We start from the raw sequence: 16,613 nt of genomic DNA, 5'->3' as shown, positions 1-16,613 counted from the left end.
GCCCGGGAACTACGAGCCCTGCTCCCCTTGCGGCGGTTCTTCGTCGAGGACGATGTCGGTGCCGTCGACGGTGATGGACAGTTCCTCCAGCGGGCGGTCGGCCGGCCCGCTGCGGACGTCTCCTGTGGCGATGTCGAACTCGCTGCCGTGGCACAGGCAGTTGACCGTGGCCTCGACCTCCTGGACGGTGCAGCCGGCGTGGGTGCACACGGCGCTGAAGGCCTTGAAGTCGCCCTTCTCGGGCTGGGTGACGACGAGCTTGCCGTCGATCACCACGCTTCCTCCACCCACCGGGATGTCGGAGGTCTGGGCCACCACGGTGCCCCGCAGGGCATCGTGGGGCGCGGGGCCCTCGTCCGGTGATCCGCAGGCGGCCGCCCCCAGCGCAGCGGCCCCGGCGGCCCCCGCGGCACCGATCAGCCTGCGCCGGCTGATCCCGCAGGCGCACCCCAGCCCCCCGCTCATGACACCGCTCCTCTCCGCCGCTTCCTTCATTACTACAGACTGTAGTACCAAATGGGGTATGCCCTGTCTCCGCCCCCGGCACTCCCCCGTCCCGCACCCGAGGGCTCAGTCGGTGCGCACCACCACGGTGCCGCCGAGCTTGTCGTGCAGCCCCTGGCGATCGGGCCGGTCCCACAACGGCCACAGTGCGCACGGCACGACAAGCAGCACGTAGAGCAGGACCCACCAGGTGGGGCTCGCGGCGGCCAGAGTGGGCAGGTTGAACAGTGCGGCCCGCGCCGCCATCGACGCCACCGGGATGGGGCCCTGGCGTCCCGCCCCGCTTACGGGCGCGACCTCAAGCTTCAGCAGGTGCTTGCCCAGGGTGCGGCGCCACCGCTTCACGCACACGGTCTCGTAGGCCACGAACAGGGTGAACGCGACGATTCCGAAGACGATGGCGGTGTTGCGCTCGATCTCGCCGTTGTCGCCCAGCCACTGCGCCCCCGCCCACATCAGTGCGATGAGGAAGGCGACGACGGTCACCGGTATGCCCACGGCCAGTGCGTCGATGACGCGGGCGGCGGCGCGCTGCCACCATCGGGCCAACCGGTAGGGCCCGGGCGAGAAGCTCGCGGCGTCGACCGCGGGCGATGCCGGGCCGGACTGCGGGTGGGACGGCGGTGCACCGCCCGGCCCGGTGTAGGGCGGGGGCGGCGGGCCGTCGGGCCGGTACGGCGGCGGCTGCCGCGCGGTATGCCCGGGCCCGGCGGCGCCGTCGTTCCAGGGCGGGGGGAAACTCATCGGGACCGGTACCTCCTCGCGCGCCGACCCTCGCCGGCGGGACGCGATTCGACCCTATCGGCCGGAGGACCCGCTGCGGCGAGCACCCGGGCCGGGCCCCGATCCGCCCACGACCGCGGTCCCGCCCGCCCTGTCGTGCAGTCCGCGGTGGCGCGGGCGGTCGAAGAACGCGGAGATCACCGCGTAGACGGACACGATCAGGGCCAGGAAGCTCACCACCGGCACGAAGTTGAGCAGCACGGAGGCGTAGAGCACCACCGAACGCTTGAGCACCGCGACGGCGCCGGCACGCGGTGCGCTCACCGAAGGATCGGCGGCCGCCACCCTCAACCCCAGGTAGAGCTTGCCGGGGGTGGCGCCGTAGACGGCCGTGAACGCGGCCTCGTAGGCGAGGTAGATCGCGAACAAGCCGACCGAGAGCACCACCGCAGGCAGCATCGCCATGCGCAGCGGGTCCTCGGCGCCGGGCAGGGTGTTGACCACAAGCGCCGAGAACAGCATCGCGATACCGGCGAGCACGACCAGGTCGATCAGCCGCGCGGCGACACGCCGCCCGAGCCCGGCCGGGCGCTCGGCAGGGGGGTCAGCGCCCATGGGCACTCCTTCGCGAACGCGCGCCGACGTTCGACGCTGAGAGGACTATACGAGCTTCGCGAGGAACCGGCCGGTGTAGGACTCCTCGACCTTGGCGATCTCCTCCGGTGTGCCGGCGGTGACGACGTCGCCGCCGCGTGCACCGCCCTCGGGGCCCATGTCGATGACGTAGTCGGCGGTCTTGATGACGTCGAGGTTGTGCTCGATGACGATCACCGTGTTGCCGCCCTCGGCCAGCCGGTCGAGCACGCCCAGCAGCTTGCGGATGTCCTCGAAGTGCAGGCCGGTGGTGGGCTCGTCGAGGACGTAGACCGTGCGGCCGGTGGAGCGCCGCTGCAGCTCGCTGGCGAGTTTAACGCGCTGGGCCTCGCCTCCGGAGAGGGTGGTGGCGGGCTGGCCCAGGCGCACATAGCCCAGGCCGACGTCGTTGAGGGTCTGCATGTGGCGCCGGATCGCCGAGATGGGCTCGAAGAAGTCCAGGGCCTCCTCGATGGGCATGTCCAGTACCTCGGCGATGGACTTGCCCTTGTAGTGGACGTCCAGCGTCTCGCGGTTGTAGCGGGCGCCGTGGCAGACCTCGCAGGGCACGTGCACGTCGGGCAGGAACTGCATCTCGATGCGGATCGTGCCCTCACCCGCGCAGGCCTCGCAGCGGCCGCCCTTGACGTTGAAGGAGAACCGGCCCGGCTGGTATCCGCGCATCTTGGCCTCGGCGGTCTGCGCGAACAGCTTGCGGATGTGGTCGAAGACGCCGGTGTAGGTGGCGGGGTTGGACCGCGGCGTGCGCCCGATGGGGCTCTGGTCGACGTGCACGATCTTGTCGACCTGGTTGAGGCCGTTGACGCGGGTGTGGCGGCCGGGAACAGCCCGCGCGCCGTGCAGCTCCTTGGCCAGCGCCTTGTACAGGATCTCGTTGACCAGGGTGGACTTGCCCGAGCCCGAAACGCCGGTGACCGCGGTGAACACGCCCAGCGGGAAGGCGACGTCGATGTCGTGCAGGTTGTTCTCGCGGGCGCCCTTGACCACCAGCTCGCGCCCCTTGACCCGGGGGCGCCGCATCGCGGGCAGCTCGATGCGGCGCCGGCCGGTGAGGTAGTCGCCGGTGATGGAGGACGAACTGCCCAGCAGGTCGTCGACGGTGCCCGAGACCACGACCTCGCCGCCGTGCTCACCGGCGCCGGGACCGATGTCGACGACCCAGTCGGCCGAGCGGATGGTGTCCTCGTCGTGCTCGACCACGATGAGGGTGTTGCCGATGTCGCGCAGCCGCTGCAAGGTCTCCAGCAGCCGGAAGTTGTCGCGCTGGTGCAGGCCGATGGAGGGTTCGTCGAGCACGTAGAGCACGCCGACGAGCCCGGAGCCGATCTGGGTGGCCAACCTGATGCGCTGGGCCTCGCCGCCCGACAGCGAACCGGCGGGCCGTTCCAGGCTGAGGTAGTGCAGGCCCACGTCCAGCAGGAAGCCCATCCGCGCGTTGATCTCCTTGAGCACCTGGGAGGCGATGACCTGCTCGCGGTCGGTGAGCTGGAGATCACGCAGGAAATCGGCGCATTCGCTCAGCGGAAGCGCGCTGACGTCGGCGATGGAGGCGCCGCCCACGGTCACGGCGAGCACGACGGGCTTGAGGCGGCGGCCCTCGCAGGAGGGGCAGGGCACGGTGCGCATGTAGCCCTCGAAGCGCTCGCGCCCGGTGTCGCTCTCGCTCTCGGCGTGGCGGCGCTTCACCCACGGGATGACGCCTTCGAAACTCGTGTAGTAGGAGCGGGTGCGGCCGTAGCGGTTGCGGTAGCGCACGTGCACCTGGGTCTCGTGGCCTTCGAGCAGGGCCTTGCGCGCGGACTTGGGCAGCCGCTCCCAAGGGGTGTCCATGTCGAAGCCGATCGCGTCGCCCACCGCCTTGACGAGCCGCCCGAAGTACTCCATGGCGTGCCCGTTGGCCCAGACGGCGATGGCGCCTTCGTTGAGGGTCTTCTCCGGGTCGGGCACCAGCAGCTCGGAGTCGACCTCCATGCGGGTGCCCAGGCCTGCGCAGTCGGGGCAGGCGCCGTAGGGCGAGTTGAACGAGAACGAGCGCGGCTCCAGCTCCTCGAAGGAGAGGTCGTCGTAGGGGCAGTACAGGTGCTCGGAGAACACCTTCTCGCGCTCGGCGCCGCCCTCGGCCTCGTCGACGAAGTCGAGCACGATGGTGCCGCCGGCCAGCGGCAGCGCGGTCTCCACCGAGTCGGTCAGCCGCTTCTTGGCCGACTCCTTCACCGTCAGCCGGTCGACGACCACCGAGATGTCGTGCTTCTCGTACTTCTTCAGCGTGGGCGCCTCGTCCAGACGCACCATCGCGCCGTCGACCATGGCGCGGGTGAAGCCCTTGGTCTGCAGGTCCTTGAACAGTTCGACGTACTCGCCCTTGCGTCCGCGCACCACCGGCGCCAGCACCTGGAACCGGGTGCCCTCGGGCAGTTCCAGCACCCGGTCGACGATCTGCTGGGGGGTCTGGCGGGCGATCTCGCGGTGGCAGCTGGGGCAGTGCGGGGTGCCGATGCGCGCCCACAGCAACCGCAGGTAGTCGTAGACCTCGGTGATGGTTCCGACGGTGGATCGGGGGTTGCGGCTGGTGGACTTCTGGTCGATGGAGACCGCGGGCGAGAGCCCTTCGAGGAAGTCGACGTCGGGCTTGTCCATCTGGCCCAGGAACTGGCGGGCGTAGGCCGACAGCGACTCCACGTAGCGGCGCTGGCCCTCGGCGAAGATGGTGTCGAAGGCCAGTGAGGACTTGCCCGAGCCGGACAGGCCGGTGAACACGATCATGGAGTCGCGCGGGAGGTCGACCTTGACGTCTTTGAGGTTGTGCTCCCGGGCGCCCCGGATCACCAGCTCATCGGCCATGTGTTTCTCACCCTTCGGCATCGAGGTCGCGCGTGCGGCGGCGCGCGGAGTACCCGTCCGGCACCGGGTGCGCTGCTGCTGGCCGGGGAATGCGGCCGCGCCGGGCGCCCGTGGATCCGGGTCCTTAACCGTAACGATTCGGCGCCGGAGAAACTTCCGCATCCACCACCGCCGCCCCCGGCGGCGAACCGCCGGGGGCACCACTATAGACGAACAGCCGTTCGAGCGGTGGTCACTCCGCTGAGGACTCCGACGGGACTTCGTCGGGCCGCTCGCCCTTTCGGCCGCTGCCGCGGGATCTCAGCAGGCTCGCGACGATGGTGAGCGTCATCACGCCGGTGATCACACCGAGCGAGAGGCCGATGCCGATCTCGGGAACCGGGACGTGGTTCTCGTGCAGGGCGTGCAGGATCATCTTCACACCGATGAACACCATGACGGCGGCCAGGCCCCAGCTGATGTAGGCGAGCCGGTCCATCAGCCCCGCCAGCAGGAAGTAGAGCTGGCGCAGGCCCAGGAGCGCGAAGGCGTTGGCGGTGAAGACCAGGTAGGGGTCCTGGGTGAGTCCGAAGATGGCCGGGATGCTGTCGACGGCGAACATCAGGTCGGTCACGCCGATGGCCACGATCACCATGAGCATGGGGGTGACGTGGCGGCGCCCCTGCTGGACCACCGTCAGCCGCGCGCCGTGGTAGTCCTCGGTGACCGGCCAGAACTTGCGCACCGTCCGCACGGCGAAGCTGTCGCTGAAGTCCTTCTCGTCGTCGTCGCTCTTGACGTGGTCGTGGACGATCTTGACGGCGGTGTAGATCAGCAGCACGCCGAAGGCGTAGAACACCTCGCTGAACGCGTTGATCATCTGAGCGCCGACGGCGATGAAGATGCCGCGCATGACCAGCGCGATGACGATGCCCACCAGCAGCACCTCGTGCTGGTACCGCTTCGGCACCGCGAACGCGGTCATGATCATGTAGAAGACGAAGAGGTTGTCGACGCTGAGGCTCTTCTCGGTGAGGAACCCGGCGAAGTACTCGCCTGCGGCTGTGGTTCCGCCGAAGTACCACACGCCGAAGCCGAAGACGATGGCGATGCCGATGTAGAAGACGGCCCACCAGGCGGCCTGCTTGATGCCGAATTCGCGGGGGCCGGTCTTCTTGCTCCACGGATGGTCGACGATGGCGAGGTCGACGGCCAGGATGGCGATCATCGCGCCGATCGTGGCAAGCCAAACCCACAGTGGAATATCCACGGACTATCCCTCCGGTTGCCGTGCCCGCGCCGCTGAGCTGCGGGCACACGCGTCTCCGGAGGTCTTTCCCGCCCGTGGCGGACGCCGTGGTGGCGGTCCCGCCGGGCCGACGGCGCCGGGTGCGCCCTTGTGCGCACCGTGATGACGACACCGCCGCGTAAGGGATACTCCCCTCACCCATTACCGATGGACCCAACGCGCGGGGCAGCGCGGAGGTTCCCGGTTACTCCACCTATGATGCCACCGTCGAGATCTCTCCGTAACCTCCCACACCTGCGGCGAAGATCTCACCCGCCGCATCCGCACCGTTTCCCAGCTCACCGGCCCTGTTCCCCGGCTCACCTGCTTCGCTCCCCGCGGCCACCTGGAATTCCTGCCGGGCACGGCCGCCTATCGGCCCGGCGCGTGCCCGCCCTGCCGGTCGGGTCCCCGCCGGCGGCGCGGCCGGGGGACCGCGAACGCGCGCGCAGCGGTCGCCGAGGCAGGATCCTCGTGGTGCAGCGGCACGTGGAGGGGCGCGGGCCGGGCGCCTGAGCGGGACGCCGACCGAGCCCGTCCAGTCGGCGCAGGGGCCCCACAGCCGCCATCGCGTCGCCGAGATCGACGAACTCGGCGGCGGCCGTCAGCGCGGCGACGGCGCACAACGCAGCGGTCCGTCCGCGGGGCGGCAATCCCGCCGCAGCGGCCGTGCCCAGCGCGGCCCCCAGTGCGTTGGCGCCCAGGTCGCCCAGCATGGCGCGTTCGTCGAGCTCCTCGGGCAGCAGGGCCGCCGCGGCGCCCAGCGCGGTTCCGGCCGTGCCCGCGGCCGGTCCTGCCAGCAGCGGGGCGCCCAGGAGCAGGGCCGCCTTGGCCGCGCGGCCGGGACGCACGTCGAGCAGGTTGGCCAGATTCGCCGAACCCGCGATCAAGGCGCCGTCGGCGAGCACCCGCGCCGGCTCTCCCCGAGCGAGGAGGCCTCCGGCGGCGAGTCCGGATGCGCCGACCCCGGCGAGCCGCACGGCCCCGGTGGTGATCCGCCCGCGTGCCAGAGCACCGGCGTGCCCGGCGATGCGGCGGCCGCCGGAGTTGCCGGGAAGGTCGTCATAGGCGCCGAAGGCGGCCGCACCGGCGGTGGCCAGCACCGCGGCGCCGCGCAGCCGGCGCGGGCAGCCGGGTGCCACGGCCGCCGCGGCGCAGACGCCGAGCGCGAGAGCGGGCCCTGCGAGCCGTGTCACCTCCTCCCCGCGGAAGTTGGTGTGCCGCCACACGTCGCGCGTGTGCTCAGCGGTGCGGAAGACGTCGTGGACGCAGCCTCGCTGCGGCGGGGGGATCAGCAGCCGGTAGGCGGTGCGCGCGCCGAGAGCGCCCAGCGCCGCGCCGACAGGGCCCGACCAGGCCGCGCGCAGGCGGCCGCGGACGGCTGCCGGTTCTCGGGGCGGGGCCATGGGTGTCCTCTCGACGGTGCGGCGGGATCGGGCGGGCGCAGAGGGCCTGCGGGCGTCCGCGCCGACGCCCGGCGGGAAGGAAGCGGTGGCGCCCGGCCCTCGCCCCGGCCGCTCCGCCCCGATGCGGTCGACCGGTCGGGGCGGGGCGGCGGCGGTGCCGGGTCCCCGCGCCCCCGCTACTTCGCCTCGTCGTCGTCCGCGGTGTCGTCCGCGCCGTCCGCGCCGTCCTCGGCGCCGGGCAGGGGAGCGGGCATGAACGCGTCGGTGCCTTCGGCGACGCCGTAGGCGCCTTCGCCGCCCTCGGCCGCGGCGGCCACCACCAGGGCGGCGGCGACGTCGCCCGCATCGCTCCCGGCGGCGTCGACCGTGCTGTAGGCGGCCCCCTCGGCGCGGGCCTGGTGGACGAGTCCGCCGGGACGGGCGGCGGAAGGGCCGCCGACGAGCACCGCCGCCTCGGAGACCCCCTCCAGCGCGTTCGCTGTGTCGAGCATGATCCTGCTGCCGGTGGGCTCTTCGCCGCCGGACCGCTGCACGGCCGCATAGGCCTCGGCGTCGGCGGCGAGGGGCTCGGCCGGTGCGAGCACCACCACGGCGTCAGCGGCACCGGCGGCGTCGCCGGGCTCACCGTCGAGGCCGAGCATCCCGGCCTCGGCGAAGCCCGCCAGGGCGGCCGCCGAGTCGAATCCGGAGTCGCCGTCGTCCGAGTCCTTCCCGTCGGACCGCAGCAGGGCGCGGCCCAGCAGCGTTCCGGCGCGATCGTGGGCGCTGCCCCGCGGGAGTCCGATGCCGGTGGCGAGCTGGTCGGTCAGCTCGCGCACGAACGCGGCCTCACCGGGATCGAGATAGGTGTCGGTGAGCGCCGGCCTCGCGGTGACGGTGCCGCCGGCCTGCCGGATGCGCTCGGCGATCCCCTCGCGCAGCCGCGGGTCGGCGCCGGGCGCTTCCACCACGGCGACGCCGACCCCGTCGAGGCGGTCGCGCAGGATCCGATCGGCGTAGGCGTCGACGAGCCTGTCGCCGCCGGAGCTCAACCGCTCGGCCACGTCCTTCTCGGCGCGCAGGCGCTCGGTCTCGGCGCCCCGCTCGCCAGAGTCGTTCTGCGTGGTCGGCAGGGCGCCGTGCAGCAGGGCGCCGCCCAGGGCGATGCCGACTGCCAGTGCGAGGAAGACGGCGATGATGGACACCAGGTGATAGCGGAAGTCGATCACGTGAACAGTCCTGTGAGCCGGTAGGCGTATTCGGCGAGCAGGTCCCATCGCGTCGTCAGAAAGGCGACGTAGCCGGACCGGGCCGGTGAGCTGAGGGCCGCCAGTACGACGACCAGCAGGGCGGCCCCTGCCAGCGCGATCAGCGACCAGGGTGAGATCCGCCTGCGGTAAAGGCGGGCGGCGCCCTTGGCGTCGACGAGCCTGCCGCCCACGCGCAGCCGGGTCAGGAAGCTGCCGGCCATGCCGACACGTCCCCTGTCCAGGAACTCCTCCAGGGCGGACTGGGCGCCGGCGAGCACGATGACCGAGGCCCCGGCGTGGTCGGCGAGCAGGATCGCGGCGTCCTCGCCGCTTCCGGCGCCTCGGAACGCGGCCGCCTCCCGGCCGAGTTCGCGGACCCGCTTCAGCCCGGGGGCGCGCCCGTCGCGGTCGGCGTGGACGACCAGCTCGGCGCCGCTGTTCAGCGCTTGGTCGGAGACGCAGTCGAAGTCGCCGACGACGAGGGCGGGCCGGAATCCGGCTTCGACGAGCGCGTCGGCGCCGCCGTCGACGCCGATCAGTACCGGCCGGAAGTCGCGGATGTAGGGGTGCAGCGCGGCGAGGTCCTCGCGGTGGTGGTAGCCGCGTACGGCGACGAGGACGTGGCGGCCCTCCATGGGCGTGGAGACGTCGGGGATTCCGACGCCGTCGAAGAGGAGGTCGTGTTCGTGCCGCAGGTACTCCGCGGTGTTGGCGGCGAACGCCTCCAGCTGGACCGAGATCCCGGCACGGGCGGCGTCCATCGCGGCCGCGACGCTTTCGGACGTCTGCGGGGTGCCGGTGGCCAGCACGCTCTCGCCCTTCAGCAGGGCGCCACCGTCCAGGGTGAGCCGCTCCCCCTCGTGCACCCGGGCGAAGACCTCCGGGTCCACGTCGTCGACGAGCGGGACGCCGGCTTCGACGATGAGCCGCGGCCCGAGGTTGGGAAAGCGTCCGCTGATGCTGACAGCGGTGTTGAGAACTGCGGCGACCTCCCGCTCCAGCAGCGCCTCGGCGCTGGCGCGGTCGAGGTCGACGTGGTCGATGACAGCTATGTCGCCCGGGCGCAGCCTCTTGGCGAGATTCTTGGTACGGCGATCGCACCGGACGGGCGCCGTCACGCCGGTGGAGCCGCCGCCTCTCCCACGGCCGAACCGGGACAGGCGGGCGCCGAGCGCTTCCGTGACCTTCATCGACAGCATTCTGCCGAGATGCGCCCGGAAATCACGGGACGTCGATCACCCGGCGTGTCGAACCGGTCGCTCTATGAATACGGGAAAGGCGGGCATCGGCCGCAGCGCCCGCGATCACCGCCGCTGTGAAGGGCGAGTGCACCTGCAGGGACGCGCCGCCTCGCTGCGACCGCAACCGTCCGCGGAACCGGCCGAGGCCGTCCCCGGCCACGGCCGAACCACCGTGCACCGCGGCACGGCCTCCGCTATGCGTCCCGGTCCGCGGAGGCGATGGTGAGCAGTTCCTCAGCGTGGGCTCGGCCGAGTTCGGAGTCCTCCAGGCCGGCCAGCATCCGCGACAGCTCGCGGGTGCGGCCGTCGCGGTCGAGGCGGGTCACCCCGCTCTCGGTGACGGTCCCCTCGCTGGACTTCTCCACCACCAGGTGCGCGTCGGCGAAGGCGGCCACCTGCGGCAGGTGGGTGACCACGACGACCTGGGAACTACGGGCCAGCCGGGCCAGGCGGCGGCCGATCTCGACGGCGGCCTTGCCGCCGACGCCCGCGTCGACCTCGTCGAAGATGAAGGTGGGCACGGGATCGGCGCCGGCGAAGACCACCTCGATGGCGAGCATGACGCGGGAGAGCTCACCGCCGGAGGCGCCCTTGTTCAGCGGCAGCGGCGGAGCGCTGGGGTGCGGGGCCAGCAGCACCTCCACATCGTCGCGACCGTGCGGACCGAACTCCTCGCCGGTGGTGATCTTGACGTCGACCCGGGCGTGGGGCATCGCCAGCGCGGTGAGCTCGTCGGTGACCGCCGCGCCGAAGTCCTCGGCTGCACGGCTGCGCAGGTCGGTCAGCTCGTCGGAGAATCCGGTCAGCTGCTCGCGGAGCTCGGCCTCCTCGGCGCGCAGCTCCTCGATGCGCTCATCGTCGCCTTCCAGCTCGGACAGGCGCTTGGCGGCGTTCTCCGACCACGTGAGCACGTCGTCGGTGGTCTCGCCGTACTTGCGGGAGAGCTGGTTGAGCAGGGCGCGGCGCTCCTGAACGGCGGCCAGGCGGGCGGGATCGGCCTCGACCGATTCGGCGTAGGAGGCCAACTCGGTGGCGGCGTCGCTGATCACATAGCTGGCTTCGTCCAAGCGGTCGGAGACCGTGGCGAGCGCGCTGTCGTGCTCGCGCACCGCGGTGAGGGCCTGGCGGGCGGCGGCCAGCAGACCCACCGCGTCGGCCTGGATCTCGGCGGCGGGATCGCCGGTGAGTGCCTCGTGGGCGGTCGTGGCCGCCATGCGCAGGGAGTCGGCGTGGGCCAGGCGCGTCTCCTCGGCCAGCAGCTCGGCGTCCTCCCCCGGCACGGGTTCGGCGGCGGCGATCTCCTCGACGCCGAAGCGCAGCATGTCGGCTTCCTGGGCGCGCTCACGCGCCTGGGTGACCAGCTCCTCCAGCGACGCGGAGACCTCGCGGTGCCGACGGTATGCGGTGGTGTAGGAACGCAGCGCACGGGCGAGCGGTTCGCCGGCGTAGCGGTCGAGGGCGGCGCGCTGGCGTTCGGGGCGCAACAGCCGGTGCTGGTCCGACTGGCCGTGCACCGCGATGAGGTCGTCGGCGAGGTAGGACAGCACACTCACGGGTGTCGACTTGCCGCCCAGCGTGGCCCGGGAGCGCCCCTCAGCGGAGACGCTGCGGGTCAGGATGAGGACGTCGTCGTCGAGTTCGCCGCCGGCCTCGGCGACGCGGTCGGCCACGCGGCCCTCGGTGGGCACGGTCAGGCGGCCCTCGACCGTCGCGCGGTCGGAGCCGGGGCGGACCCGCTGCGGATCGGCACGGCCGCCGAAGAGCAGTCCCAGCCCGGTCACCACCATGGTCTTTCCAGCGCCGGTCTCACCGGTGACGACGGTGAGACCGGGCGACAGCTCCAGGACGGCGTCGTCGATGACGCCGAGACCTCGGATGCCGACTTCTTCGAGCACCGAATCCTCTCCTGCTCACCATTGACGTGCTTGCGGTGCGGACGCTCGGGCGAGGCGCCCCGTCCACGCGGCCGGTCAGGCCTCGTATTCGGAGCGGCCGCGCCAGCCCGCGACCGGCAGGGCGAACTTGGCCACCAACCGGTCGGTGAACGGCGCCCGCTGCAGGCGCGCGAGTCGGACCGGCATGTCGGAGCGGGTCACCTCGATTCGTGCCCCTGCGGGCAATTCGACCATACGGCGTCCATCACACCAGAGCACGCCTGCCGTGGTCGCCGGGACGATTTCGCAGGCCACGGTGGCGTCGGGGGAGACCACTATCGGGCGGGCGAAAAGCGCGTGGGCGCTGATCGGGACCACCACGAGCGCCTCGACCTCCGGCCAGACGATGGGGCCGCCGGCCGAGAAGGCGTGTGCCGTCGAGCCGGTGGGCGTGGCGCAGACCACACCGTCGCAGCCCCATCGGGACAGCGGGCGGCCGTCGATCTCCAGCACCATGTCCAGCATGCGCCGGGCGTTGGCCTTCTCCAGCGTCGCCTCGTTGAGCGCCCAGGTGCGGACGGGCGGCGCTGTGGCGTTGCGGCCGCCGTTGTAGACGGCGATGTCGAGGGTCATCCGCTCCTCGACCTCGTAATCGCGATCGACGACGCTGCGCACCGTCGCGCCGAGGTCCTCGCGCTCGGCTTCGGCGAGGAAGCCCACGTGGCCGAGATTGACGCCCAGCAGCGGCGCGCCGGCGGGGCGGGCGATCTCGGCGGCGCGCAGCAGGGTGCCGTCGCCGCCCAGCACCATCACCAGCTCGACCCCTTCGGCCGCGTCGAGACCGCCTACGGCCTCGACCGGATCGAGATCGCAGCCGGCGAGTTTCAGCTCGTCGACCTCCGAGGCCAGCATCCGCACGGTCAGACCTGCCTCGGTAAGGCTGCGGTGCACCAGCTGAGCGCTGCGCGTGGCCGCAGCACGACCGGTATGCGCCAGCAGCAGCACACTGCGTCCGTCCGATCCGGGGCTGGTCATCGGGTCTCCTCAACTTCGCCTGGCAACACCGCCCTGACCGCCGGCGGCGCGGGCGTGCCACGGCGCGACCGGCGGTGCGGTACCCGCGGCACCGGCTCGCACACCGGCCGAGTCACGCTACCCGTCCAGAGAGAGCGTGTCCCACAACGACGTTATCCACATCCGGGCATCGCCAGTGGCGGTCGCCGGGAGCGGCGGCGTTTACTCGGGGCATGGACACTGCATACGGCTCCACACATCCGTTCGGCGCCCAGGCCGCGTTCGCGCCCGGCGCCGGGACGCGGCGGGGGCGCTCGCCGTGTACGCGGCCCGCGGCGAAGTGCCCGCACCGGAGCGTATCCCCCGTCGCACGCCGCCGGCCGCCGACCGCGACGGGGCGGGCCGCACCGCGAGGGCGCGATCCGCACAGCGGCGGGCGCAGCGCACGGCCACGCCCCGGCCCGGGGCCCGGTCGGCGGCGCGGGCCCCTCCGCTCCGGGCCGCTGCGGCCCTTCCCGATCCCCGGCCTACTGCGGGCCCTCCGCCACAGCGCTCTGCAGCCGCCCCTCGTCCAGCGGGGGCGCGCCCGCGCGCAGCCAGAGGAAGTACTCGACGTTGCCCGAGGGGCCGGGCAGCGGGCTCGCCGCCACCTCGGCCGTTCCCAGGCCCAGCTCGCGGGCGCGGTCGGCGACGGTGCGCACCGCTTCGGCGCGCAACTGCGGGTCGCGGACCACACCCCCGGTCCCCACACGGTCCTTGCCCACCTCGAACTGCGGCTTGACCATCAGCGTGAAGTCGGCGCCGGGGTCGGCACAGCGCACCAGCGGGCCCAGCACCAGGCCCAGCGAGATGAACGACAGGTCCGCCACCACCAGGTCCGGCATCGGCTCGCCCACCTGCTCGGGCTCCAGGTCGCGCACGTTGCGCCGCTCCAGGACCGTGACCCGGTCGTCGCTGCGCAGCGGCCACGCCAGTTGCCCGTAGCCCACGTCGACCGCCACCACCGAGGCCGCGCCGCGCCGCAGCAGCACGTCGGTGAACCCGCCGGTGGACGCTCCGGCGTCCAGGCAGTGCCGCCCCGAGGCCTCGATCCCGAACGCCTCCAGCGCACCCACCAGCTTGTGCGCGCCGCGCGAGACGTAGGTCGGCTCGTCCGGGGGTGCCTTGACCACGATCGCCTGGTCCAGGCCCACCTGCGTAGCAGCCTTCCCGGCCGGGACACCGCCGACCAGCACGTGTCCGCCGTCGATCAGTTCGCCGGCGTGGCTTCGCGAACGCGCGTGCCCGCGGCGGACCAGTTCGGCATCCAGTCGGCTGCGCCTGACCATGGGGATCGAGTGCACCCACCTCTCGGGTATCCGGGGAGCCGCCCCCGCACCGGCGGGGCGGGGCGGCGCCTTGGCGGCCGCGGGCGGGCGTGCACGCGCGTCTCCCGCGTGATCGAGGCGATGAGCCGCGCGCCGATCCTCCGCCGAGCGGATGCCGCCCGCGACGCCGCAGGCTGCGGCGGCGGCAAGGCAAAGCATACGAGATCCCGCGGGGCGGGCGGCCGCGCCGCCGGCGCCCCTGTTACACCGGCTGCGCGGTGCGCACCGCCCGGCGCATGTGGCGGGCGGTCTCGGACGCGGGCTCCGCGAGCAGGTCGGCGGGCGTCCCCTGGAACACCACCCCTCCCCCGTGGCGGCCCGGCCCGGGCCCGAGGTCGACGATCCAGTCGGCACGGCTGACCACGTCGAGGTCGTGCTCGACGACCACCACCGTCGAGCCGCCGTCGACCAGCCGGTCGAGCAGCGCGAGGAGGTCGGCGACATCGGACATGTGCAGCCCCGTCGTGGGCTCGTCGAACACGTACACGCCGCCGTCGCCGCCGAGTTCGTCGGCGAGCTTGAGGCGCTGCCGCTCGCCGCCGGAGAGGGTGTTCAGGGTCTGCCCGAGCGCGAGATAGCCCAGCCCCACCTCGTCCAGGCGCACAAGCACCGAGTTGACGGCACCGGACCGCGGGAAGGCGTCGAGTGCTCGGCGCACGCTGAGGTCCAGCACATCGGCGACGGTGCGCCCGTCGAGTCGGTACCGCAGCACGTCGTCGGTGAACCTCGTGCCGCCGCACACCTCGCAGGTGCTGACGATGGGGTCCATGAAAGCCAGGTCGGTGTAGACCACACCGAGCCCTTCGCACGCCGGGCAGGCGCCCTCCCCGTTGGGAGTGAACAGCGACGTGCTCACCCCGTTCTCCCGGGCGAACAATCGGCGGATCACGTCGAGGATCCCGGTGTAGGTGGCCAGGCTGGAGCGGCGCGACACCCGGATGCCGCGCTGGTCGATCACGGTGGTCCCGGGGCACACGAGCGGCAGGTAGCCGTGCACGAGAGTGCTCTTTCCCGAGCCGGCCACCCCGGTGACGGCGGTCAGCACGCCGGTGGGGATGTCCACGTCCACTGCGCGCAGGTTGTGGCGGTCGGCGCCGCGGATCCGCGCCCATCCGGCCGGGGTCCGCGGAGCGGCCTTGGGCACGGGCCGATCGCGCAGGGCGCGGCCGGTGGCCGTCGGGGCGGCGGCCAGCCCGGCCGCGTCGCCCTCGTAGACCACCCGCCCTCCCGCCTCGCCGGCTCCGGGGCCCATGTCGACGACGTGGTCGGCCACCGCGATCACGTCGGGGTCGTGCTCGACGACCAGGACCGTGTTGCCCTTGTCGCGCAGGCGGCACAGCAGTCGAGTGAGGCGGGAGACGTCGTGGGGGTGCAGGCCGACACTGGGCTCGTCGAGGATGTAGAGCATGCCGGTGAGGCTGCTGCCGAGGTGGCGGACCGTTTTCACGCGCTGCGACTCCCCGCCCGACAGCGTCGACGTGGGCCGGTCCAGGGTCAGATATCCCAGCCCGATCCCGACCATGTGCTCCAGCTGGGTGGCGAGCGCCTCGGCCACCGGCGCGGCGTCGCCGACGTCCATGCCCCGTACCGCCGCCGCCAGCTCTCCGGCCTCCATGGCGGCGCCCTCGGCGATGGTGCGCCCGTCGATCCGGCTGGACAGCGCGGCCGCCGACAGCCGGGTTCCCTCGCAGTCGGGACACGCGGTCTCGGTGACGACTCTGTCGAAGGCTTCGCGGGCCTTGGGCTTGAGCGTCTCGGGGTCCTTGGGCAGCCAGATGCGCTCGAACCTGGGCAGCAGCCCTTCGTAGGCGGTGGGCACCGGTCCGCCCCGGCTGGGCAGGTGCACTGTGGCCGCTGCGCCGTGCAGGAACGCCTCCCATTCGGCAGGCGTGTAGTCGGCCAGGGGCTTGTCGTTGTCGAACAGCCCGGAGTCGGCGTAGGTGCGCCACATCCAGCCGCCGACGTGGAAGGTGGGGAAGCGGATCGCGCCCTCGTTCAGCGATCGGCTGCGATCCACGAGTCCGTCGACGTCGACGGTGCGGACAGCGCCGAGACCGGCGCACCGCGGACACATGCCCTGGGGGTCGTTGAAGGAGAAGAGGTTGGACGAACCGATCCGGGGCCGCCCGGCGCGCGACCACAGCAGCCGCATGAGGGAGTAGATGTCGGTGATGGTGCCCACCGTCGAGCGGGCGTCGCCGCGCAGCCGCCTCTGGTCGACGATGATCGCCGGGGCCAGGTTCTCGATCGTGTCGACGTCGGGCTGTCCGTATCTGGGCAGCCGGTTGCGGGCGAAGGTGGTGAACGTCTCGTTGAGCTGGCGCTGGGATTCGGCGGCGACGGTGTCGAAGACCAGCGACGACTTACCGGAGCCGGACACCCCGGTGACCACGGTCAGGCGGTCTTTCGGGATCTCCACGGCGATGTCGGCGAGGTTGTGTTCGCGGGCGCCGGAGATGCGGATGCGGTCGTGTGCCATGGGGCGACGGTAGA

General features: G+C 72.4%; 12 protein-coding genes. All 12 read right to left on the bottom strand.

What is annotated here, in order from left to right:
* Positions 1-9: 9 nt before the first annotated feature.
* Positions 10-435, bottom strand: a complete 426-nt coding sequence (locus LP52_RS07180) for a Rieske (2Fe-2S) protein (protein ID WP_040271904.1) — start codon at positions 433-435, stop codon at positions 10-12.
* Positions 436-570: 135 nt separating this feature from the next.
* Positions 571-1,248 carry an RDD family protein gene (locus LP52_RS07175; protein ID WP_052809550.1) on the bottom strand — a complete coding sequence of 226 codons (678 nt, stop codon included), beginning with the start codon at positions 1,246-1,248 and terminating at the stop codon, positions 571-573.
* 54 nt (positions 1,249-1,302) lie between these two features.
* Complete coding sequence (locus LP52_RS07170; RefSeq protein WP_052809549.1) at positions 1,303-1,842, bottom strand: RDD family protein; 540 nt, start codon at positions 1,840-1,842, stop codon at positions 1,303-1,305.
* A 45-nt stretch (positions 1,843-1,887) separates the two neighbouring features.
* Positions 1,888-4,722, bottom strand: a complete 2,835-nt coding sequence (gene uvrA, locus LP52_RS07165) for an excinuclease ABC subunit UvrA (protein ID WP_040271832.1) — start codon at positions 4,720-4,722, stop codon at positions 1,888-1,890.
* Positions 4,723-4,954: 232 nt separating this feature from the next.
* Positions 4,955-5,971, bottom strand: a complete 1,017-nt coding sequence (locus LP52_RS07160) for a TerC family protein (RefSeq protein ID WP_040271829.1) — start codon at positions 5,969-5,971, stop codon at positions 4,955-4,957.
* Between the two features lie 338 nt (positions 5,972-6,309).
* Positions 6,310-7,395, bottom strand: a complete 1,086-nt coding sequence (locus LP52_RS07155) for a hypothetical protein (protein ID WP_157036250.1) — start codon at positions 7,393-7,395, stop codon at positions 6,310-6,312.
* 176 nt (positions 7,396-7,571) lie between these two features.
* Entirely contained in the window at positions 7,572-8,603 is a 1,032-nt protein-coding gene (locus tag LP52_RS07150) for a copper transporter (RefSeq protein ID WP_040271828.1), read from the bottom strand.
* On the bottom strand, positions 8,600-9,814 hold the full coding sequence (gene steA, locus LP52_RS07145) for a putative cytokinetic ring protein SteA (protein WP_052809572.1): 1,215 nt from the start codon (positions 9,812-9,814) through the stop codon (positions 8,600-8,602). Before steA ends, LP52_RS07150 begins: the two co-directional genes overlap by 4 nt.
* A 245-nt stretch (positions 9,815-10,059) precedes the next feature.
* Positions 10,060-11,760 (bottom strand): DNA repair protein RecN, encoded by a 1,701-nt coding sequence (gene recN / locus LP52_RS07140; RefSeq protein WP_040271827.1) that lies wholly within the window; start codon positions 11,758-11,760, stop codon positions 10,060-10,062.
* 75 nt (positions 11,761-11,835) lie between these two features.
* The gene (locus LP52_RS07135) at positions 11,836-12,774 is read right to left on the bottom strand and encodes an NAD kinase (protein WP_040271826.1); all 939 of its coding nucleotides are present in this window, start codon (positions 12,772-12,774) and stop codon (positions 11,836-11,838) included.
* A 506-nt stretch (positions 12,775-13,280) separates the two neighbouring features.
* Positions 13,281-14,081 carry a TlyA family RNA methyltransferase gene (locus LP52_RS07130; RefSeq protein WP_040271825.1) on the bottom strand — a complete coding sequence of 267 codons (801 nt, stop codon included), beginning with the start codon at positions 14,079-14,081 and terminating at the stop codon, positions 13,281-13,283.
* A gap of 241 nt (positions 14,082-14,322) precedes the next feature.
* Entirely contained in the window at positions 14,323-16,599 is a 2,277-nt protein-coding gene (locus LP52_RS07125) for an ATP-binding cassette domain-containing protein (RefSeq protein ID WP_040271824.1), read from the bottom strand.
* Positions 16,600-16,613: the final 14 nt, after the last annotated feature.

The organism is Streptomonospora alba, assembly GCF_000826685.1.
In the GTDB taxonomy this organism is placed as follows: Bacteria; Actinomycetota; Actinomycetes; order Streptosporangiales; family Streptosporangiaceae; genus Streptomonospora; species Streptomonospora alba.
The sequence above is the reverse complement of the archived record's forward strand: the minus strand, read 5'-3'. Positions and strand labels throughout refer to the sequence as shown.